Raw genomic sequence first — 16,878 nt, 5'->3', positions numbered from 1 at the left:
TTATGTCACCTGATGACCTTACCGCCGATGCCTACAATCAAGCTTTGCCCCGCGCGCCCCGCGTCCCTGAGTACGTCCTGCCAATCGGCAATAGTGAATGCTCCGTGGCGGGGGTCTACGCAAGCGCCGTGCGCCGCCTGCCCCTGACCGTCAAACAATGGCGATGGATTATGTCCTTCGACCTTGAATGCTACCTGCTCACCGCCCGTGGCGCAGTTATGTCGAGTCTCGCCATCCTCGACGCCCGCAACGATGACGGCACCTACTACCTGAGCGACGAGACCGAGCGCGCTTGCCACGAGTTCGCGTTGATCGCTGACCGCAACGACCTCCGACTGGTCGAGTGGTGCGCCGAACTGCGCGCCCACATGTACTACGCGATGGCGGTGTTTAAGCACCGTCAGCGCAAAGCCGCGAAGAGGACGCCCGCGCCGCCGCAGTTGCAGCCGGTGCCGCCTGAAGCCGTCCCCCAGGACAACCCCACTACCCCCTGAAGCCACCCCTGCGGTGGCTTCTTCATTTTAGGAGCCATCATCATGGGCAACGTTCGCAACCCGCTAACCGGCAAGTTCCACCCCAAGCCACCGAAGGATCAACACAGGGGCTGCAAAGCCTGCGGCGCACCGCTGAAGCGAGCCTTCAGCCTTTACTGCTGGAAGCATAAGGCCACCCATGCGCGCACCCGTTCGCCGAACGGCAGGATGCCAACACGGGCCGAACTGAAGCCGTTCCGGTCCATCATCGAAGTGGCAATGATGATCGGCGTGGAGCAGGAACCGGAAGCCGCCAAGGCGTTCCAGTTCTTTCACGACCTGATCCGCATCCGCACCTCTGATCGTGTCATGCAGGCGCAGTTCAACCGGCTCCTGCAGGACGATGCGACGGGCCGCGAAATGGCCGTGCGGGTGATGACCGTCATTGCACTTCAGACGGAGACGTTCGGCGGACGCCCGGACCTTGGCAAAGGCGAACTGACACCCGACAACCTGCGCGCCGCGATGGGCAATCAAGTGCTACGCGCTACTGCACCGCCGAGGCGCGCGCGGCGCACCAGCAAGAGGTCCCAGGAGATTCCGCTACCGGGCCGGGTGTGCTTCCAGATTGGTGACGTAATCGTGGACCGCAACGCGTTCGGGTTCTTGCATCGCCTCTGGAAACGATGCCTTTACCGGTACGAAGAGGCCCGAGGAGACCACCTGTGCAAACTGTTCAAGCCAATGCCGGCTGATCCGTCGCAGCCCCGCGAACTGCGGGCCAGCATTGTGCAGGCGGTCCGCACCCCGACGCCCGGCATGCGCCACAGCCCACGGTCTCCCGCCATTGCACCTGCCGCTGCACCTTCAGCGCCTTTCATCAACCCCGAGCCAGTGGGCCACGACGCCCACGGCCTCCCCACGTTCGAGCCAGCACCATGACCCCGACTAAGGCCTCCGCGTTCCGTTCGTTCTGCACCTGCGGCCTGTTCCAGCTATGTCCAGCCTGTGACCTAGAGCCGAGCCGGTATGAGCCAGAGCCGGAAAGCGACGAACACTGACCCTCCACCTGCGCAGACGCGCGCAGGGACATCTGCCCCCACAGCGCCCCACCGTCTCCGCAGAGGGTTCCGCCCCGCTAAGAGCGAGACCACGCGGCTGTGACCTTCCGTCTACTTCCAGCCCCGCCCGAGGCCGACTACCAGCCGCCTATACGCATCGCAGGCGACCGCCGCCAGTCAAGTCCCAGGCCACCTCAGATAACCCGACGGTCTCCACGCCGTCCCATCCCGCTCAAATCCCGATGACACACAACGCAGATTCAAACCTGTTCGCCGCCATGCGTGACGCACGCGAGGAAGAGGCCCAGCTGTACACGTATCTCACCGAGTTGGAGGCGGTCAATCAAGAGAACGAACGCCGATACTCTGACCGCCAGCCGCTGCTACCTGAGCCGGAACGACCGCCGACCCGCGCCGAACTGGCAGAGGAAGCTGAAGCCGCCCGGATGCTGGCCTACGTCGAAGCGAACATGGCCCGCGAAGCACAAGGCCTGCCCCCGCTGCAGTATCAGGTCCCGGCGCAGGCACGACCCGCTGCACCGCGCCCGAGTACCACAACGGCACCGACTTACCACGGCCCGCCGTCACCGGTAGCCGCGCAGGCACCGGCCAACGCCCCCCCGGCAGTGGTTCCCTACATCTCTCCGGCGTTCGGGGGCGATATGCGGATGGATTACAACCCGGACACCAAGCCGCTGCCTAAGCGCACCGGCCCGGTCAATCCGCTGTGACCGTGCGGCACACCCCCAGGTCACCCAAGGTCAACCCGCTGGAAACCTCTCAACGCCTGATCGCTCAGGCCGAGGTCTCTCGCCGCGCCCATGAAGCCACGCAGCATCGCATGGCCGAGGCCGCAACCGAGAGGGCGCAGCAGGAAGCCGAGGAGCGCGCACGCAGAGCCGTCTTCGACGCCACCACTACCGCCGCGCAGACCGACCGTAGCGCGGCGCGCAGGGATGCGCTGCTGGCCGCTGGTGTAGCGCTAGCGGGCCTTAGGTCTGCCCTGCAGCGTCTGGAGACTACTGGCGTACACATCGGCGCTGCCATCCCTGTAATCAACAACATCGCCGAAAGCATCGGCATCACGAACTGAGAGTAACGAACATGCACGACACCATCCGAGTAGCCGCCAATCCGCTGAAAGCCCACGGCGAAGCCCTCGCAACCGAAGGATTCAAGCAGATTGGACTGACCGGCCACACCATCGGAAGCATTGCCACGGGTGAACAGGTCCTGCGCGCACGTGACCGCGCTATCACCAACGCCGTTTCTGCCGCCACAGTCTCAGGTGGAGCCGAGGGCGACACCTCGCGCACCGTCGAAATCGCCACGTCCGAAGGCAAGACTGCGCGCGTCACCTTGCGCGTTAAGGGCCGCCGGGACAACGAGACGCCAGACGAGCGTGACCACGCCCGACTGCTGAATCTCGATTACGCGTCCCTCGGGCGGGCTGAGACGAAGCAAATTGCGGCACTGGAAGCCGACCTGTCGGCCATTGCCCGTTACGATATTGACGGAGACGGCAATCCTGTGCCGGTGCGCAAGCTGGAAGGCAGAGCCCGCGAAATCGCAGAGCATCGTCTAACCAACGCGAGGCGCTCGCTGAAGAATGCGCAGATCGACGCCGCAGCCGCCAGCGTCGTCCAACGCGAACACCGCACCGCGAAGGAAAAGGCTCTCGCAGCCGATATGGCCGAAGCCCAGGCACAGGCCATTGCAGAGGCACGACAGGAGCGCATCAACGGACTGAAGCGCGTTGCAGCGCAGAAGGTCAGCCGCTCCGGCCTGTACGACTGAGGCCATCCGAGGGGCCACCTGCGCCCCTCTTCCGCTCCACTGCAACCACATAACGGCAACCTCCTGCACGTACCCCTCGGACCTGTGGGAGGCCCTGCCGTGCGCCAAAGGAAAACCGCATGCCCCCCGCAACATTCATCGCAATGTCCGATGCGTTCGGCACCTCGTGCAATACGCTGAAGGGACCGATGCGCAGCGTACTGAAGCCACTGCTGCCCAGCTGGTCCCGCCGTGTGGACGAGACCGCGCGCAACCTGTTCGCTGCCCAGCAAGCCGCATGGTCGGGCCACCTCACCGACTTGTCCACGGTCGGGGTTGGCGAGGCCAGCCGCGAAGCAACCGCAAGTGACCTTCAGGCCGTGTCGGGAATGCTGAAGGCCGATGCAGTGAACGCCTGCAACCTGCTGAAGGAACTGCACGACCACGTTGCCGACCGCTTTGGTCGGGGCATCACTGACGACCTGCTGCCGCCGCTGGCGCAGGCAATCGCCGCCCTTGAATCCATCTACAAGGATCCGACCGCATGACCGCGCCGAGTATGCGCCCCACGAAGATCATCACCGCCACCGGCAAGGAACGTACTGAAGGCCACCAACGAGGCAACCTGAAGTCCCGTGCGGTCTCATTGGCTAGGACGCCAGGCAATCTGCGCGAGGCCCGCGACCCCGAACAGGGCTACTCAAACATGGCGCTAGGCCACACCCCTGCCTATCACTTCTACAAGGAACTGCACCTATTCGCAGGGATGATGCGCAGCGCAGAGGCAGCGGCCCAGGTATACGAGCCAAGCGCCGAATGGCTGAAGCGTATCCAGCCAGTGGTCGACGCTATCAAAGCCCTGAAAGACACCCGCCTACCTCAATCTGTTCTGAGCAAGTGGCCCAAGTCGCTCTCATCTGTTCGCACTAACGGCCTGAAGCGTGCCCCCGCGATCCTGCGCGAGTTCGGCTTCACGGAGAAGGGCGCATAACGCGGCCAGGGCGATCCAATCTGGCACATCGAAGCAACCCCCTCCCCCGTGGTGTGGATCGACAGAGCATCGCGGCTCCCTGAGCAGTTCGCGACCTGAAACTACGAAGCCCCCGGCTGCGCTTGAAGACCCTTGAAGGGACCTCAGGTGCAGCCGGGGGCTTCCTCCGACCTTCTCCTAATTGCTGTCAGCATTGTTGCTGCGTTGCGCACTTGAAGCGTCTAGATACCACCCAGACGGCGATCCCAGAGCGGCTTATGCACTGTTCCATGCAAACTTACGCGTGGGAAAAGTCCGATTTCCACAAAGTCGCCTTCGTTCGTAGTTCCGCCACTGCATCCTTCTTCCTCACGATCAGCCTCAACCAGTCGGAATAGATTTCTACGGAGCGCCAGTGTCCCCGTCTGCTTTTTTCTCTCGGTCACGGGGCATGCAGTCCAGAAGACCAGCCATAAATGTCCGGCCCATTGGACTGAGTCGGGTCAACCTAAACCTTCCGTCTTGCGGCGCTAGGAAGACCTCAACCAACCCCAACTCCCGAAGTATGCGCAGGGATCTACTTATCGAACTTTGGGCGACAGGGACAGCCCTGCTCATCTGCTCCTCGATGCTACCCGCTGACAACCCCGAGGCATCTACGCGCCATAGCGCCATGAGGAAGTAAACTTGGCGTAGCGTGGTGTCAGGACCCATCAGATCAGAGAGACGCCGTATCGGAACCTCTAGCAGATGCGATTGACCTGAGACCGGCCCGTAGGGCACGTCATTGGCTACGACGGCGTCACGCTTTGCTTTAGAGGGGCGCGGCTGCCTCATTTGCGCCTGACCCTAACAGGCGTTCCAGAGCGCTTTCCAAGGTCCACTATAAGGCGGGTCCGGAAGGGAAGACAGATCATGAAGTATCGGCCGTATGCCGTTTTTCCTGCTGCGACCTTGGCAATTTCATCAAGAAGCAGCCGCTCAAGTGCAATTTTTAGCATTGCGTCAGCCTGATTTTGGGCAGACCAGAACTAAAGCACAGCCCTGCAGATATCGAAAATCCAATCTATCGGCAATCTTCGATGCACTTCGACTGGCGCATATAAGCGGAATCGACGCGGGTAGACGCGGGTAGACGCGGGTAGACGCGGGTAGACGCGGGTAGACGCGCAACCATAAATTATCACTTCTGCTGCCCTACGGCCCCGCGAGGGTAGCGAACCTTTGGTTGCAATGGTCAAGGGGTAGGGCTGGCGTCCGGGGATATCTCGTACACGGCTCCCTTCACACTTGTCCAACTGCCAAGGGTCTCTCGCTGAGAGTCTGCTACCGGCCAAAAACGGACAGCGCCCCATCGATGTGCAACCGTATCCCCGGCGCTCTTTTCTCAAGTAAACCATGGTTATAGCTCGGGGCGGAAAATTCCTGAGACGTTCTGTGAGACCTACGCCGCGCACGAAAAACTAATTCAATAGCCCCCCCACGACGGTAACCATAATGAACGCTACGCAGCCGATACTGCTGGCAGGTTGCATCTAAGTACAGCGATCAAGTCAGGTGCCTTTGTCTCATCTCGTAGCATCCTCGTGAGCCAGCCTTCAAATGCCGACATTCTTGTCTGCTTCAAATGAGAAGCCGCAAGGGCTATCAGTCCTTTGTTATCGTAGATGCTCAGCAAGCTCGGCAAATCAGCGTTTTTTACTGCCATATCAATCTTCTGAGCTGCAGTTGAAGCAATGCTTTGAACATCCAAGCCGACTGTCTCCTCCACGTACTTGGCGACTAGATCATCAAGATTTTCCTGAGCGGACAGGTCGATCCGTTTTAGAGCTCGATCAATCCGTCGGCGGCAGTACCGCAGTACGACCTCATCAATCTTTGCCTGCGAATCTAGAGTACCCAAGACAGCACTCTCTAGACGTGACAAGCGAGCTTCAAGCTCCCCTCCCGCGAATCCATCCAGCTTCGCAATTTCCCGACTAACCGCTGGAAGTAAAATTAGGTTCTCGACTTCGGATACGGAAAGTGGGAACACCCCCATTGCATTCATCTTCGCAATTTCGTCAGCCGAGTGGTCATCGGCGTCAACAATTCCCGCGCATGTGACTCGGGTCAGCTGCGCGTTCGAACGCATCGTCATGACCGCATGCACAACTTCCTCACATGAGCCTCTTGGAACCACCGTCCAGTCCGGGTAGCAGCAGCGGTAAATCGCTTGGTCCAAACTGTTATCGCCCCCTTCTACGAAAAGGATTGGACGTCGGCTCCCTAGAATCAGTGTAGCTAGCTCTTCGGGAAAATCGACACTAAGCGGGACTTCCTCCACGGTCCACGACGGTGATGGATCAAAGGATCGGAGAACGTATTTTTGTGCAGCCCTACCTGCTGCAAACTGCAAGTCGTGAGTTATAAATAGGAAGCCACAGTCTTTTCGCGCAGCTTCGACCTCGTCCCAAAGCTTTGACATGATTGACGGATGTACGTGTAGTTCTGGCTCATCAACGATGAGGAGTGAAGATTCTGCGGCAATGAGAGCCTGAGCTAGTAAGTAGAAGATGGAACGCTCTCCGTCGCTCATTTCCGACCCTGGGTAGGTATCTAATTTGCCCGTAATGGAGACTTGGATGTCATCGCCTGTAATTACTAAACGTCGATGAGGTAGAAGGCGATGCCAAATATCGGAAAGGGTTTCAAACTTCGTCGCCTTCGCGTTGCTCAGTGTTCCTGCCCTGTGACGCGTATGAGTGTCCAAGGTAGTGACGGCTTGGTCTGCGAATAGAGCTTGTAGCAAACTATCGAAGTCGTTGAGCATGGCAACTGCAGGATCTTGGTCACGCCACCGGTAACCTCGTCGATGATGGACTGTCGCTTTCTCGCCCTCCCAGCCGTATCTGAGCTTGCGTAGCGCTTCGGCACCACGAATCTTTGGAATGGCTGGATTAAGTCTGAGAGATCGGTGGGCAGAGATTCGGTGTGCCGCTTCACCAATTGCATCCTCAACAAAAACTGCCAGTCGGGTTTTCCCTGATCCATTCGCCCCCACAAATATTGCTGAGGCTCCCCGCTCGATTGCGACCTTGACGGGTCCACTTGGCCCGGGGACACTAAAATCAAACGACATTTGATCTGCTCCATATTACTGGCTCTGTTCCCATGAACTATATCTCATCAGGGCAGAAGGTCGGCAAAGACGGGCAAAGGAGCGCATGGATCAACGACGGAAGACGTCCATCAACTCATAGCGAGCCAACGCAAGGTGGGCTAACGTTCGTCATGTGTCGGAGCAGACCTGTATTAGCTTTGATGTACATCCTTGGTCCACTGCATAACCCAATGTCCGCTTCCGGCCAATAGGAGACATTGCTTCCCATACAAGCGTGGCCTAGGACTACTCCCCTCCACGGCGGGCACGTTTCCTGCTTTAACCTGGAGGGATCGCCGAAGCGGCTTGGTTTTTGGTCAGGCCTAGCTGCTAGGGAAGCAACCTATTTCGATGACGTGAGATCTTGATTGCGCGGCTACGGGAGGTGTTGTTGGCAAAGCACCCACTCTTCGGGACTCGCCCGCCATCAGGTGACCTATTGAACTCTCGCAGACCTTGTAATCGAGCGAATCGCCAACGAGGTCGTCCAGCCTAGCTCTTGTCGCGAGCGTCGCAGGCATCCCTCGCTGGCCACGATTTGGGCGGCAGTTGACACACTCGACCGCGCAGCGCGTCCAGCAGGCAACTCAGAATCGAGGGATCAAACGGCCCGTGGAGAATCTGCGCAAATAGTGCCGCAGTGACCATCAGTGGGCTTCTTAGGATCGTACCGCAGTGCTCCCGACTGTACCCCGCACGTGTACCGCAGGGCATCGTAAATCGCTGATTTGTAAGCGATAGGGAAGCATGGTGCCGGAAACAGGAGTCGAACCTGCGACCTACGCATTACGAATGCGCCGCTCTACCAACTGAGCTATTCCGGCTGAGCAGGCGATTTTACGGGCAGCCTACCCCGCTGGTCAATCCGCCCCGACCCGGTTGGCACACGCCCGCCCGGCGGCGAAATCGGCCAGGTTGCCCAGGGTGATGGCCGAGATCTCCTGCAGCGCCTCCACGGTGAAGAAGCCCTGGTGGCCGGTCACCAGCACGTTGGGGAAGGTCATCAGGCGCTGGAAGGCCTCGTCGTCGATGATCTCGCCGGACAGGTCCTGGAAGAACAGCGCGCTTTCCTGCTCGTAGACGTCGATGGCCAGATGGCCCAGCCGGCGCGACTTCAGCGCGCGGATCACCGCGTGAGTATCCACCAGGCCGCCACGCGAGGTGTTCACCAGCATCGCGCCGGGCCTCATCCGCGCCAGCGAGGCATCGTTGATGAGGTGCTGGGTGTCCGGCGTCAGCGGGCAGTGCAGCGAGACGATGTCCGCGCGCGCCAGCAGCTCTTCCAGCGCGACCATATCCCCCACCCCATCGAAATCCGCCGACGGATAGGGAGCATGGCCGAGCACCGTACAGCCCATGCCACGGAAGATGCGCGCGGTGGCCAGGCCGATCTTGCCGGTACCCACGATGCCCACCGTGCGGCCGTGCAGGGTGCGGCCGAGCAGGCCATCCAGCATGAAGTTGCCTTCGCGCACGCGGTTGTAGGCGCGGTGGGTCTGCCGGTTGAGGGTCATCACCAGAGCCAGCGCATGTTCGGCCACGGCTTCGGGCGAATAGGCCGGCGCGCGGGCCACGAAGAATCCCAGCCGTGCGGCTTCGGCCAGGTCGACATTGTTGAACCCGGCACAGCGTAGCAGCACGGCGCGCACGCCCAGTGCATGCAACGCCTGCAGTACGGGCGCATCGAGGCGGTCGTTGACGAATACGCAGACGGCGGTGCAGCCCTGCGCCAGTGCCGCAGTGTGCACATCCAGCGCGGCATCGAAATGGACGAACTGGAAGCCCTGCCCGGCGCCGTCGCGCGCGTTGGCTTCTTCCAGGAAGCGCCGGTCATAGGGACGGGCGCTGAAGACGGCAATCTGCATGGGCGGGCCTGCACGGAAATCCTTCGCAGACCATAGCGCACCGGCGGCCGTCATGCCGCCGGTGCGCCCTTTACTCAGAACGCGTAGCCGAGGCCCAGCATCACGCCGTTCTGCACCTGGCCATCGCGGCGCTCACCCACGTAGTCGACCATCACCGACAGGCGATCGCTGGCGCGGCTGGTGACGCCCAGGTTCCACGCCAGCACCTGCTCGCCCAGGGTCTGGCTGCTGCTGCCGAACACCAGGTCCGGGGCGGCGGCGAAGCCGGTGCTGTAGCGGGCCTGCGTGTCGCCCAGTTCCTTCTGCCAGACCACGCGCGCGCGCGGGGTGATGCGCTCGCCGTTGCTGCCGTCGAAGGTCTTGAACAGCTGCAGGCCGGCACCCACGCGGATGCTTTCCAGGCTGTCGCCACGGCCGGCCAGTGCGCCAGCACCCTGCCCTTCATTGAAACGCGTGGCCGAGGTGCGCGCGTAATCCACCACCGGCAGCAGAGGCTGCACCACCAGTCCGTTGCCGGTGGTGAAGCTGAAGCCGTGCTCCAGGCGCGCGGAGATCGCATCGTTGTTGTACTTGGCGCGCAGCGGATCGTTCAGGCCGTCGATGCCGGCAATGCCGCGGCGTGTGTCGTGGCGCAGGTCGGTGTAGCGCACGGCGGCCGACAGGTAGCCACGCGCATAGGTGGCATCGAGGTAGCCGCCGATATCCAGCGCGCGCACGTCACCGCTGAAGCCGGAACCATCGCGGGCCTTGGTCGACATGTCCGCCGCGGCCACGCTCACGCCCAGGCCGACGCGGTCATCGGCCACGCGTGTATCGGCACCCAGCACGATGCCGCCCACGGTGTGGGTCAGGCCGGCCACGCCGCCGTCGCCATCGATGCGGCCGTGGCTGCCGAAGCCGCGGCCCCAGAAGCCGTGGTTACGCGTGCCAGCGCCGCCGTCCGAACCTGCCACCGCCTGCGCCGCCGGCTCGACCAGATGCATGGCCAGCTGGTTGAACAGGCTGCCGTTGGCCATGCCTGGCTGTGCCGACGCCGCCTGTGCTGCCTGCGCGGCCAGACCACCGGCATCTCCGTTGCCGCTGCGCAGGCCGGCCTGGTGCTGGGTGACTACGGTGCCGATGCTGCCCAGCAGGGCGTTGTCGGCCAGGCGCAGGGTGGCGTGCGCATCACCGCGCAGGGCACCGGCCTGCTGCGCGATGACATCGCGGTCGGCAAACTGCAGCGCGCCCAGCAACGACTTCAGGCGCGCGTCCTGGCGATCACCTGCGGCGGCCAGGGCGACGCCCAGGCTCTGGTTGCCGTTGCTGGCGGTCAGCTGTGCCAGCTGGTCGAAGCCCGGGTTCGCGGTCAGCGACAGGCCGTCCTCGCTCTGATGAATATTGAAGCTGAGCAGCGAGTTGTGCCGCGGGCGGAAGACTTCGTTGTCGGTAATGCTGGCGCTGTAGGCGGTATCGCCCAGGCGCACGGCATCGGCAAAGCCATCCTCGTAGATCGGGCCGGTGACCAGTTCACGCTGGTAGTTGCCGGCGTAGAAGCCCTTGGCGACGTTCAACTCCAGGTGCGCACCGGGCGAGATCACCAATGCGCCGTCGTTCTGGCCACCGTCGAAGAAGCTGCCCACGCGCAGGCGACCGGCGGCGCTGCCACCGGCTTCGGTGACGTCGAACAGCACGTTGCCGCCCGGCATGATGTTGACGTAGCCGTGAGTGACCAGGTCGCCGCCGCGCGGCATCAGCGTGCCGTACACGCGCAGGCGGTTGAAGCCGTCCTCGCGCAGCGACGGGCCGGTGGCGTCGAGCAGTGCATCGGTGTCGGTTTCCAGCGAGGCGATGTCGCCGTGCCCGACCACCAGGCCGCCGGCCATCACCCGCACTTCCGGTGCGCGCAGGGCACCGCCTTCCAAGGCGATGGTGCCGCCGTCGACCAGCATGAAATCGGCACCCGTGGTAGCCGAGGTGCGCCAGGTGCCGCCCTTGGCGACGCGGATCACGCCGGCCGAGTTGGCCAGCGCGGAGGCATCCAGGTCGGCCAGACGCAGCTGGCCCTGCAGGAACGCTTGGTTGCCCGGATTGTTGAGGTAATCCTGCAGCGAGAACTGGCCGACGCCATTCGGGCCATTGGACGCACGGTTGTAGAGCGTCACCGCGTAGTTGATGTAGGTCGTGTCGTACTCGGCATCGTTCCAACGCGCGAAGTCATCCTCGACGAAGGTCTGCAGCTGGTGGGCGGTGGACAGGTAGCCCGGGTTGATGTCCCCAGTGACATTGCCGGTGACGGTGAGGGTATCGCCCGGGTCGCGGTAGCCGGCCGCGGTGATGATGTTGTTGCTGTAGATGTCCTGGCCCGGGAAGAGCTGCAGGTTGCGGCCGCTGCCATCGGGGTCGAAGCTGACCGAGGTGCCGGTGGTGCGCGACGGGTCGCGGAACACCAGCAGGCCGTTGGGCGCCACCACTTCATACATGGCCTTGTGCAGCAGGCCAGCATCCATGCCGCCGCCGTAGTTGCCGGTGTAGATCTGGGTCATGCGCGGCGACGGGCTGTAGGTGATGCGGCCGCCGCTGCTGGCGGCGTGGATCTGCACCGAGTCGACCACTGGCAGGTCGCCGGCCAGGTAACGGTTGACGCCGCCGGACTGCATGATCGAGCACGACGAGATGCAGTGGCCGGACACGATGGTATCCAGGCCTTGGGTGCGGATGATGGCCTGCAGCCACTCACCGGCGATCAGCGCGCCACCGTTGGAGGTGCGCAGCACGACTTCGCGGATCGGGCGGCCTTCTTCCTGTGCCTTGGCCAGCAGCGCCGGCAGCGCGACGACGTCGGCGAAGGTCACGCCACCACTGAGAACGACGCGGTCGTCCTGCACGTGGTAGTTCATCGCCGCTGCGTCGCCGATCGCGCCCAGAGTTGCCATACCCACCAGGCCGGCCAAGGCCAGGCTCAACTTCGAATGCTTCATTGCGGTCTCTCTCTCCAACCCGCACCACGCGGGACGAAGGCAGAACGCCGTAGCGCGCCGAACACCCCCAGTGCGTCGCACGCGAAAATCTGAACTCATTCATCCAAGCATGTCGTAAACGACACGCACTTCCCCCTGCGGTCATGGTCTTGTAAAACTCGATGACGCGTTTGTCGTTCGAGGCCTTCCCCCTGTCCGCCCCCTCCCCCCTGCCCCAGCGCGCGCCGGACCCGGCCGGGGTTCCGGATGCCTTCATCACCTTCATCCGTGAGGAACGTGCGCCGCTGTGTGCCTTCCTGCGCATGCGCGGTGTCGGCCCGGAGGATGCCGAGGACATCGCGCAGGACAGCATCGAGCGGCTGATCCGCTACCGCGGCCATGGCACCGACGAGCTGCGCCTGCTGCTGTACCGCATCGCCCGCAACCGCCTGGCCGACCGCGGCCGCTCGCCACACGCGCGCGGTCACCTGCCGCTGGGTGAACGCGACAGCAGCGAGGAGCCGCACGGCACTTCTCCCGATCCGCTGCGTCAGGCAGAATCCGGCCAGATGATCGCGCTGCTGCGACAGGCACTGTTCAAGCTTCCCGAACGTGCCCGCGAGGTGTACCTGCTCAACCGCATCACCGGCATGAGCTATGCACAGATCGCCCGGCACTGCGGCATCACCGCCAAGACGGTGGAAAAACACATCGCCCGTGCCCTTCAGGGCCTGCGCAAGGAGTTGGGCAGCAATCCTCTCCACACTGATGGAGAGAGTGAGTGACCCGCGACGCATACATGGATGACACGTTGCTGTTCGAGCGCGCAAGCGCCTGGGTGGCCCGCCTGGAGGCCCCCGACTGCACCTCGATCGAGCGCGAAGCGTTCGAGGACTGGCTGGCCGAACACCCCTCCCACGTTACCGCCTGGGCACAGGCCGAGAAGCTGCACCTGCGCAGCGCTGGCCTGTCCGGCGACCCGTGGCTGCGCACCGCCGCTGCCCGCGTCGCACGCACGCCCGCACGGCGCTGGCTGCCGTCGGTGGCGGCGGCGGCCGGCGTCTGCCTGGCCGTGGGCATCGGCTGGATGGTCTACACCGATGGCAATCCCACCCCGCAGCGCTACGCCAACGCCAGCCACCTGCCGCAGGTGCGCACGCTGGCCGATGGCAGCATCGCCACCCTCGATGCCGGCACCACGCTGAGCGCCCGCTTCGGCTGGCGCAAGCGCGAACTGGAACTGGAACGCGGCCGCATGCAGCTGCAGGTGGCCGCCTCCCTGCGCCCGCTGCGGGTGCAGGCCGGCGGCAGCAGCATCCGCGACATCGGCACCACCTTCCAGGTCGAGCGGTTGAACGACGGCCGGGTGGAAGTGGCCCTGCTGGAAGGCGCCGTGGAAGTGACCAGCGGCAGCGCGCAGCACACGCTCGCCCCGGGCCAGCAGCTGCAGGTGTCGCCGTCCGGCCGCATCCAGCCAGGCCCGCAGCTGGCCACCACCGCCGCGGCCGAAGCCTGGCCCGAGGGCCGCCTGGTGTTTGATGCCACGCCCCTGTCCACGGTGGTCGAGCGCATGAACCGCTACGGCAGCACGCCGCTGGTGATTGCCGACCCGGACATCGCCGACCTGGCCGTGAGCGGCAGCTTCCGTGCCGGCGATCCGCATGAACTGCTGTCTGCCCTGGAACTGGGGTGGTCGATCGCTGGCCAGCCGCGCAAGGATGGCGCGCTGGAACTGCGCCGCACTTACTGAGGCGGCGCGGATGCCCAGCCCCGGGGCACTGCGACAGCGTTTGATGGTCCTGCTGTGGCTTGCCCTGGCCGGTGCCACGGCCGCCGCAGAATCGCCCGCCGCCGCCCCGGTCGAATACCACATCGCCGCCGGCCCGTTGGCGCCGGCGCTGCAGCAGTGGGCGCGGCAGAGCGGCGTTTCGCTGATGTTCGATGCACGCGAGCTGGCCGACCTGCGCACGCCCGGGACGCAGGGATCGCAGGAACCTGCCGCTGCGCTGAAGGCGCTGGTGGCCGGCCGGCCCGTCAACATCCTGCGCACGCCCGGCGGTGGCTACGTGCTGCGCCGCCATGCCGTGGCGGCCGCAGCGCCTGCTGTGGTCGCGCCTGCCCCGCCACCGCGACCGCAGCGCCCGGCACAGGTGGACCTGGCACCGATCCACGTGACCGGCAGCCGCCTGCCGCGCACCTCCGTGCAGACTACCTTGCCGGTGACGGTGATCGAGCGCGAGGACATCCTGCGCAGCGGCTACGGCACCCTGTTCGATCTGCTGCGCCACCTGCCCGGCATGAACGGCCATCCGCCGCTGAGCACCTCGCGCGGGGGCGATTCGCTGTACCTGCCGGTGGGCGCGGCGGCCACCACCAGCCTGGATGGCATGGGCCCGCGCGCCACGCTGTTTCTGGTCAACGGCCGCCGCCTGCCGCGCTACCCGATGGTGTCGCTGGAGGAAGGCGGCCTCACCGACCTCGGCGGCCTTCCGCTCAGCTTCGTTGAACGCATCGAACTGGTGCGCGGCGGCGCCTCGGCCATCTATGGCGCCGATGCGATGTCCGGCGTGGTCAACATCATCCTGCGCGACCAGGCCGATGGCCCGGAAGCCACCCTGCAGACCGGCGTCAGCGGCCGCGGCGATGGTGACCAGCACCGCGTGCAGGCGGCCACCGGCGGCGTGCGCGACAACGGTGACCGCTGGTTCGCCGGCCTCGACCTGCACCGCCTGCGCCACGTGGCCGGCGACCGCCGTAGCTGGCATGCCGACAGCGAGCGGTACCCCATCGGCCTGATCCTGGCCAACGGCGATTACTACCCGGCCAGCCAATGCCATGCGCCGCTGCAGAAGGACGAGGATGGCTGCTGGTACGACAGCGTGCGCCCGCGTTCGCTGCAGCCGGCGTCGGACACGGTGGCCGGCTACCTGCGATACCGCCACGAGCGTGGCGAAGGCCGCTACGCCTATGTCGAAGCGCGTGCCAGCCACAACCGCCAGCGCTTCGAACTGGGCCCCACGGCAGTGGCGCTGGATTTCAACCGCAATGCCCTGCTCAACGTGGTGCTGCAGGAGGGCGGCGAGGTGCAGCCGCGGGTGCGCGCCAGCGAAGGCGACCTGACCGTTGGCATCGGCCGCGACCAGCGCGGCCGCAGCTGGGAGGCCGGACTGAGTGCGCAGCGCAGCCAGGTGGACCTGCGTACCGGCGGCGCCGTGCGCAGCGAACGCCTGCTGGAGGCCGCGCTCGCGCTGGACTTCCTGCCCGGTTTTTCCACGCTGCCACCGGGTCTGGCCGACGAACTGTTTCCGACCATCCGCAATCGCGGCCGCACCACCCAGCTGCAGGCCTGGTGGGGCGTGCAGCGCGAACTGATGGACCTGCCCGGCGGCAAGGCACAGCTGGCCACCGGCCTCGACCTGCGCCAGGAGCGCTGGACCTCGCTGCCCGACCCGCTGCTGGGCAAGGGAGAACTGGCGCTGGGCCTGCCGCTGGAACAACGGCGGCTGTCGCGGCCGAGCAGCGCGGCGTATGCCGAAGTCGGCCTGCCGCTGGCGTCGACACTGCGCCTGGACCTGGCCGCGCGGCTGGACCGCGATGATGGCGACAGCGCGTTCTCGCCGCGTGCCGGCCTGCGCTGGAGCCCGAGCCCGCACTGGTCGTTCCTGCTGGCCAGTGGCCGCGGCTTCCGCGCACCCAGCCTGTTCGAGCGGCGCCGGCCACCGGCCTACTTCGGCCTGCTGGCGCTGCCCGCGTCGGACACCCTGCCGCCCTGCGCGCGCACGCTGCGCGGCGGTGGCTGCGCGGTGGAAGTGGACGTGGTGGAGAACGATGCGCTGCGCGCCGAGACCTCGCGCAGTCATTCGCTGGCGGCCAGCTGGACGCCCACCGACGCGTTCTCGCTGTCGCTGACCCACAACATCGTCGAGCTGCGCAACGAAATCCTCGCGCTGCAGCCGAGCGATGCGCTGTGGAACCCCGACACGTGGGAACTGGACGAGCAGGGCCGCCTGCGCGACCTGCGCCTGTCCTTCGACAACATCGGCCGCACCGCGTCGCGCAACTGGGTGCTGCGCGGCGAGTACCGCATCGATGCCGGCCGCGATGGCCAATGGCTGTTCTCGCTGGATGGCCTGCAGCAGCAGGAACTGCGCCGCGACCGCGCGCACGGCGAATCGGTGGACCTGCGCGGCCACGCCACGCCCACCTTCGCCGGCATCATCAACGTGCAGTGGCAGAACCCCTCGTGGGACATCGCGCTGCGCGGCAACCGCGTGGGCCGCACGCGTGCGTGGCTGGCCGGCGAGGACTGCCCGGTGGAGCAGCGCGAGGCGCGCCGCTGCATGAACCCCGCGCAGCTGCGCTGGAACCTGCACGTGGCGCGCAAGCTGAGCCCGCGCGTGGTGGCGGCGCTGGACGTGCACAACGTGCTGGATACCGCGCCGGTGAACTACCTGGTGGGCAGCGGCGGGCAGATGGCCGGCCTGGATGATCCGCTGGGGCGTTACTTCCTGTTGACGCTGCAGGTCCGCTGACCGATTTTTGTAGTGCCGAGCCATGCTCGGCTGCCGCACCTCCTGTAGAGGGGGGGGGGGGGGGGGGGGGGGGGGGGGGGGGGGGGGGGGGGGGGGGGGGGGGGGGGGGGGGGGGGGGGG

General features: G+C 64.9%; 14 protein-coding genes and 1 tRNA gene. 10 read left to right on the top strand and 5 right to left on the bottom strand.

Features of this window, described 5'->3' with window-relative positions; genetic code table 11:
• The first annotated feature begins 2 nt into the window (after window positions 1-2).
• The 7 genes from NQ204_RS16190 (at window position 3) to NQ204_RS16160 (ending at window position 4,301) form a co-directional block, all read left to right on the top strand.
• On the top strand, window positions 3-494 hold the full coding sequence (locus NQ204_RS16190) for a hypothetical protein (protein WP_256644402.1): 492 nt from the start codon (window positions 3-5) through the stop codon (window positions 492-494).
• A 42-nt stretch (window positions 495-536) separates the two neighbouring features.
• The gene (locus NQ204_RS16185; RefSeq protein ID WP_256644401.1) at window positions 537-1,415 is read left to right on the top strand and encodes a hypothetical protein; all 879 of its coding nucleotides are present in this window, start codon (window positions 537-539) and stop codon (window positions 1,413-1,415) included.
• Window positions 1,416-1,776: 361 nt separating this feature from the next.
• Window positions 1,777-2,265 (top strand): hypothetical protein, encoded by a 489-nt coding sequence (locus NQ204_RS16180; protein ID WP_256644400.1) that lies wholly within the window; start codon window positions 1,777-1,779, stop codon window positions 2,263-2,265.
• Entirely contained in the window at window positions 2,262-2,627 is a 366-nt protein-coding gene (locus NQ204_RS16175; RefSeq protein ID WP_256644399.1) for a hypothetical protein, read from the top strand. The genes NQ204_RS16180 and NQ204_RS16175 overlap by 4 nt, the downstream gene beginning before the upstream one ends.
• An 11-nt stretch (window positions 2,628-2,638) precedes the next feature.
• Complete coding sequence (locus tag NQ204_RS16170) at window positions 2,639-3,331, top strand: hypothetical protein (protein WP_256644398.1); 693 nt, start codon at window positions 2,639-2,641, stop codon at window positions 3,329-3,331.
• A gap of 119 nt (window positions 3,332-3,450) precedes the next feature.
• On the top strand, window positions 3,451-3,858 hold the full coding sequence (locus NQ204_RS16165) for a hypothetical protein (RefSeq protein WP_256644397.1): 408 nt from the start codon (window positions 3,451-3,453) through the stop codon (window positions 3,856-3,858).
• The gene (locus NQ204_RS16160) at window positions 3,855-4,301 is read left to right on the top strand and encodes a hypothetical protein (RefSeq protein ID WP_256644396.1); all 447 of its coding nucleotides are present in this window, start codon (window positions 3,855-3,857) and stop codon (window positions 4,299-4,301) included. The genes NQ204_RS16165 and NQ204_RS16160 overlap by 4 nt, the downstream gene beginning before the upstream one ends.
• Window positions 4,302-4,682: 381 nt before the next feature.
• On the opposite strand, the gene NQ204_RS19700 is transcribed toward NQ204_RS16160, so the two are convergent.
• From NQ204_RS19700 to NQ204_RS16140, 5 genes are all read right to left on the bottom strand, one after another.
• Window positions 4,683-4,898 carry a helix-turn-helix domain-containing protein gene (locus tag NQ204_RS19700; RefSeq protein ID WP_488192369.1) on the bottom strand — a complete coding sequence of 72 codons (216 nt, stop codon included), beginning with the start codon at window positions 4,896-4,898 and terminating at the stop codon, window positions 4,683-4,685.
• Between the two features lie 886 nt (window positions 4,899-5,784).
• Window positions 5,785-7,401, bottom strand: a complete 1,617-nt coding sequence (locus tag NQ204_RS16155) for an AAA family ATPase (protein WP_256644395.1) — start codon at window positions 7,399-7,401, stop codon at window positions 5,785-5,787.
• A gap of 769 nt (window positions 7,402-8,170) precedes the next feature.
• Window positions 8,171-8,246 (bottom strand) — tRNA-Thr (locus tag NQ204_RS16150).
• Between the two features lie 36 nt (window positions 8,247-8,282).
• Window positions 8,283-9,287 carry a 2-hydroxyacid dehydrogenase gene (locus NQ204_RS16145; RefSeq protein ID WP_256644394.1) on the bottom strand — a complete coding sequence of 335 codons (1,005 nt, stop codon included), beginning with the start codon at window positions 9,285-9,287 and terminating at the stop codon, window positions 8,283-8,285.
• 74 nt (window positions 9,288-9,361) lie between these two features.
• The gene (locus NQ204_RS16140; protein ID WP_256644393.1) at window positions 9,362-12,247 is read right to left on the bottom strand and encodes an autotransporter domain-containing protein; all 2,886 of its coding nucleotides are present in this window, start codon (window positions 12,245-12,247) and stop codon (window positions 9,362-9,364) included.
• Window positions 12,248-12,549: 302 nt separating this feature from the next.
• Between NQ204_RS16140 and NQ204_RS16135 the strand changes: the two genes are divergently transcribed.
• From NQ204_RS16135 to NQ204_RS16125, 3 genes are read left to right on the top strand one after another with little or no spacing between them, the layout of a single operon-like run.
• Window positions 12,550-13,011, top strand: coding sequence for an RNA polymerase sigma factor (locus NQ204_RS16135; protein WP_488192370.1), 462 nt, complete (start codon window positions 12,550-12,552; stop codon window positions 13,009-13,011).
• 14 nt (window positions 13,012-13,025) lie between these two features.
• Window positions 13,026-13,976, top strand: coding sequence for a FecR domain-containing protein (locus NQ204_RS16130; protein WP_305888451.1), 951 nt, complete (start codon window positions 13,026-13,028; stop codon window positions 13,974-13,976).
• A gap of 10 nt (window positions 13,977-13,986) precedes the next feature.
• A complete protein-coding gene (locus NQ204_RS16125) occupies window positions 13,987-16,758 on the top strand; it encodes a TonB-dependent receptor (RefSeq protein ID WP_256644390.1) in 2,772 nt (923 codons plus the stop codon).
• Window positions 16,759-16,878: the final 120 nt, after the last annotated feature.

This window comes from Stenotrophomonas testudinis (assembly GCF_024499815.1).
GTDB lineage: Bacteria > Pseudomonadota > Gammaproteobacteria > Xanthomonadales > Xanthomonadaceae > Stenotrophomonas.
This window is presented reverse-complemented; position numbering and strand designations above follow the sequence as displayed.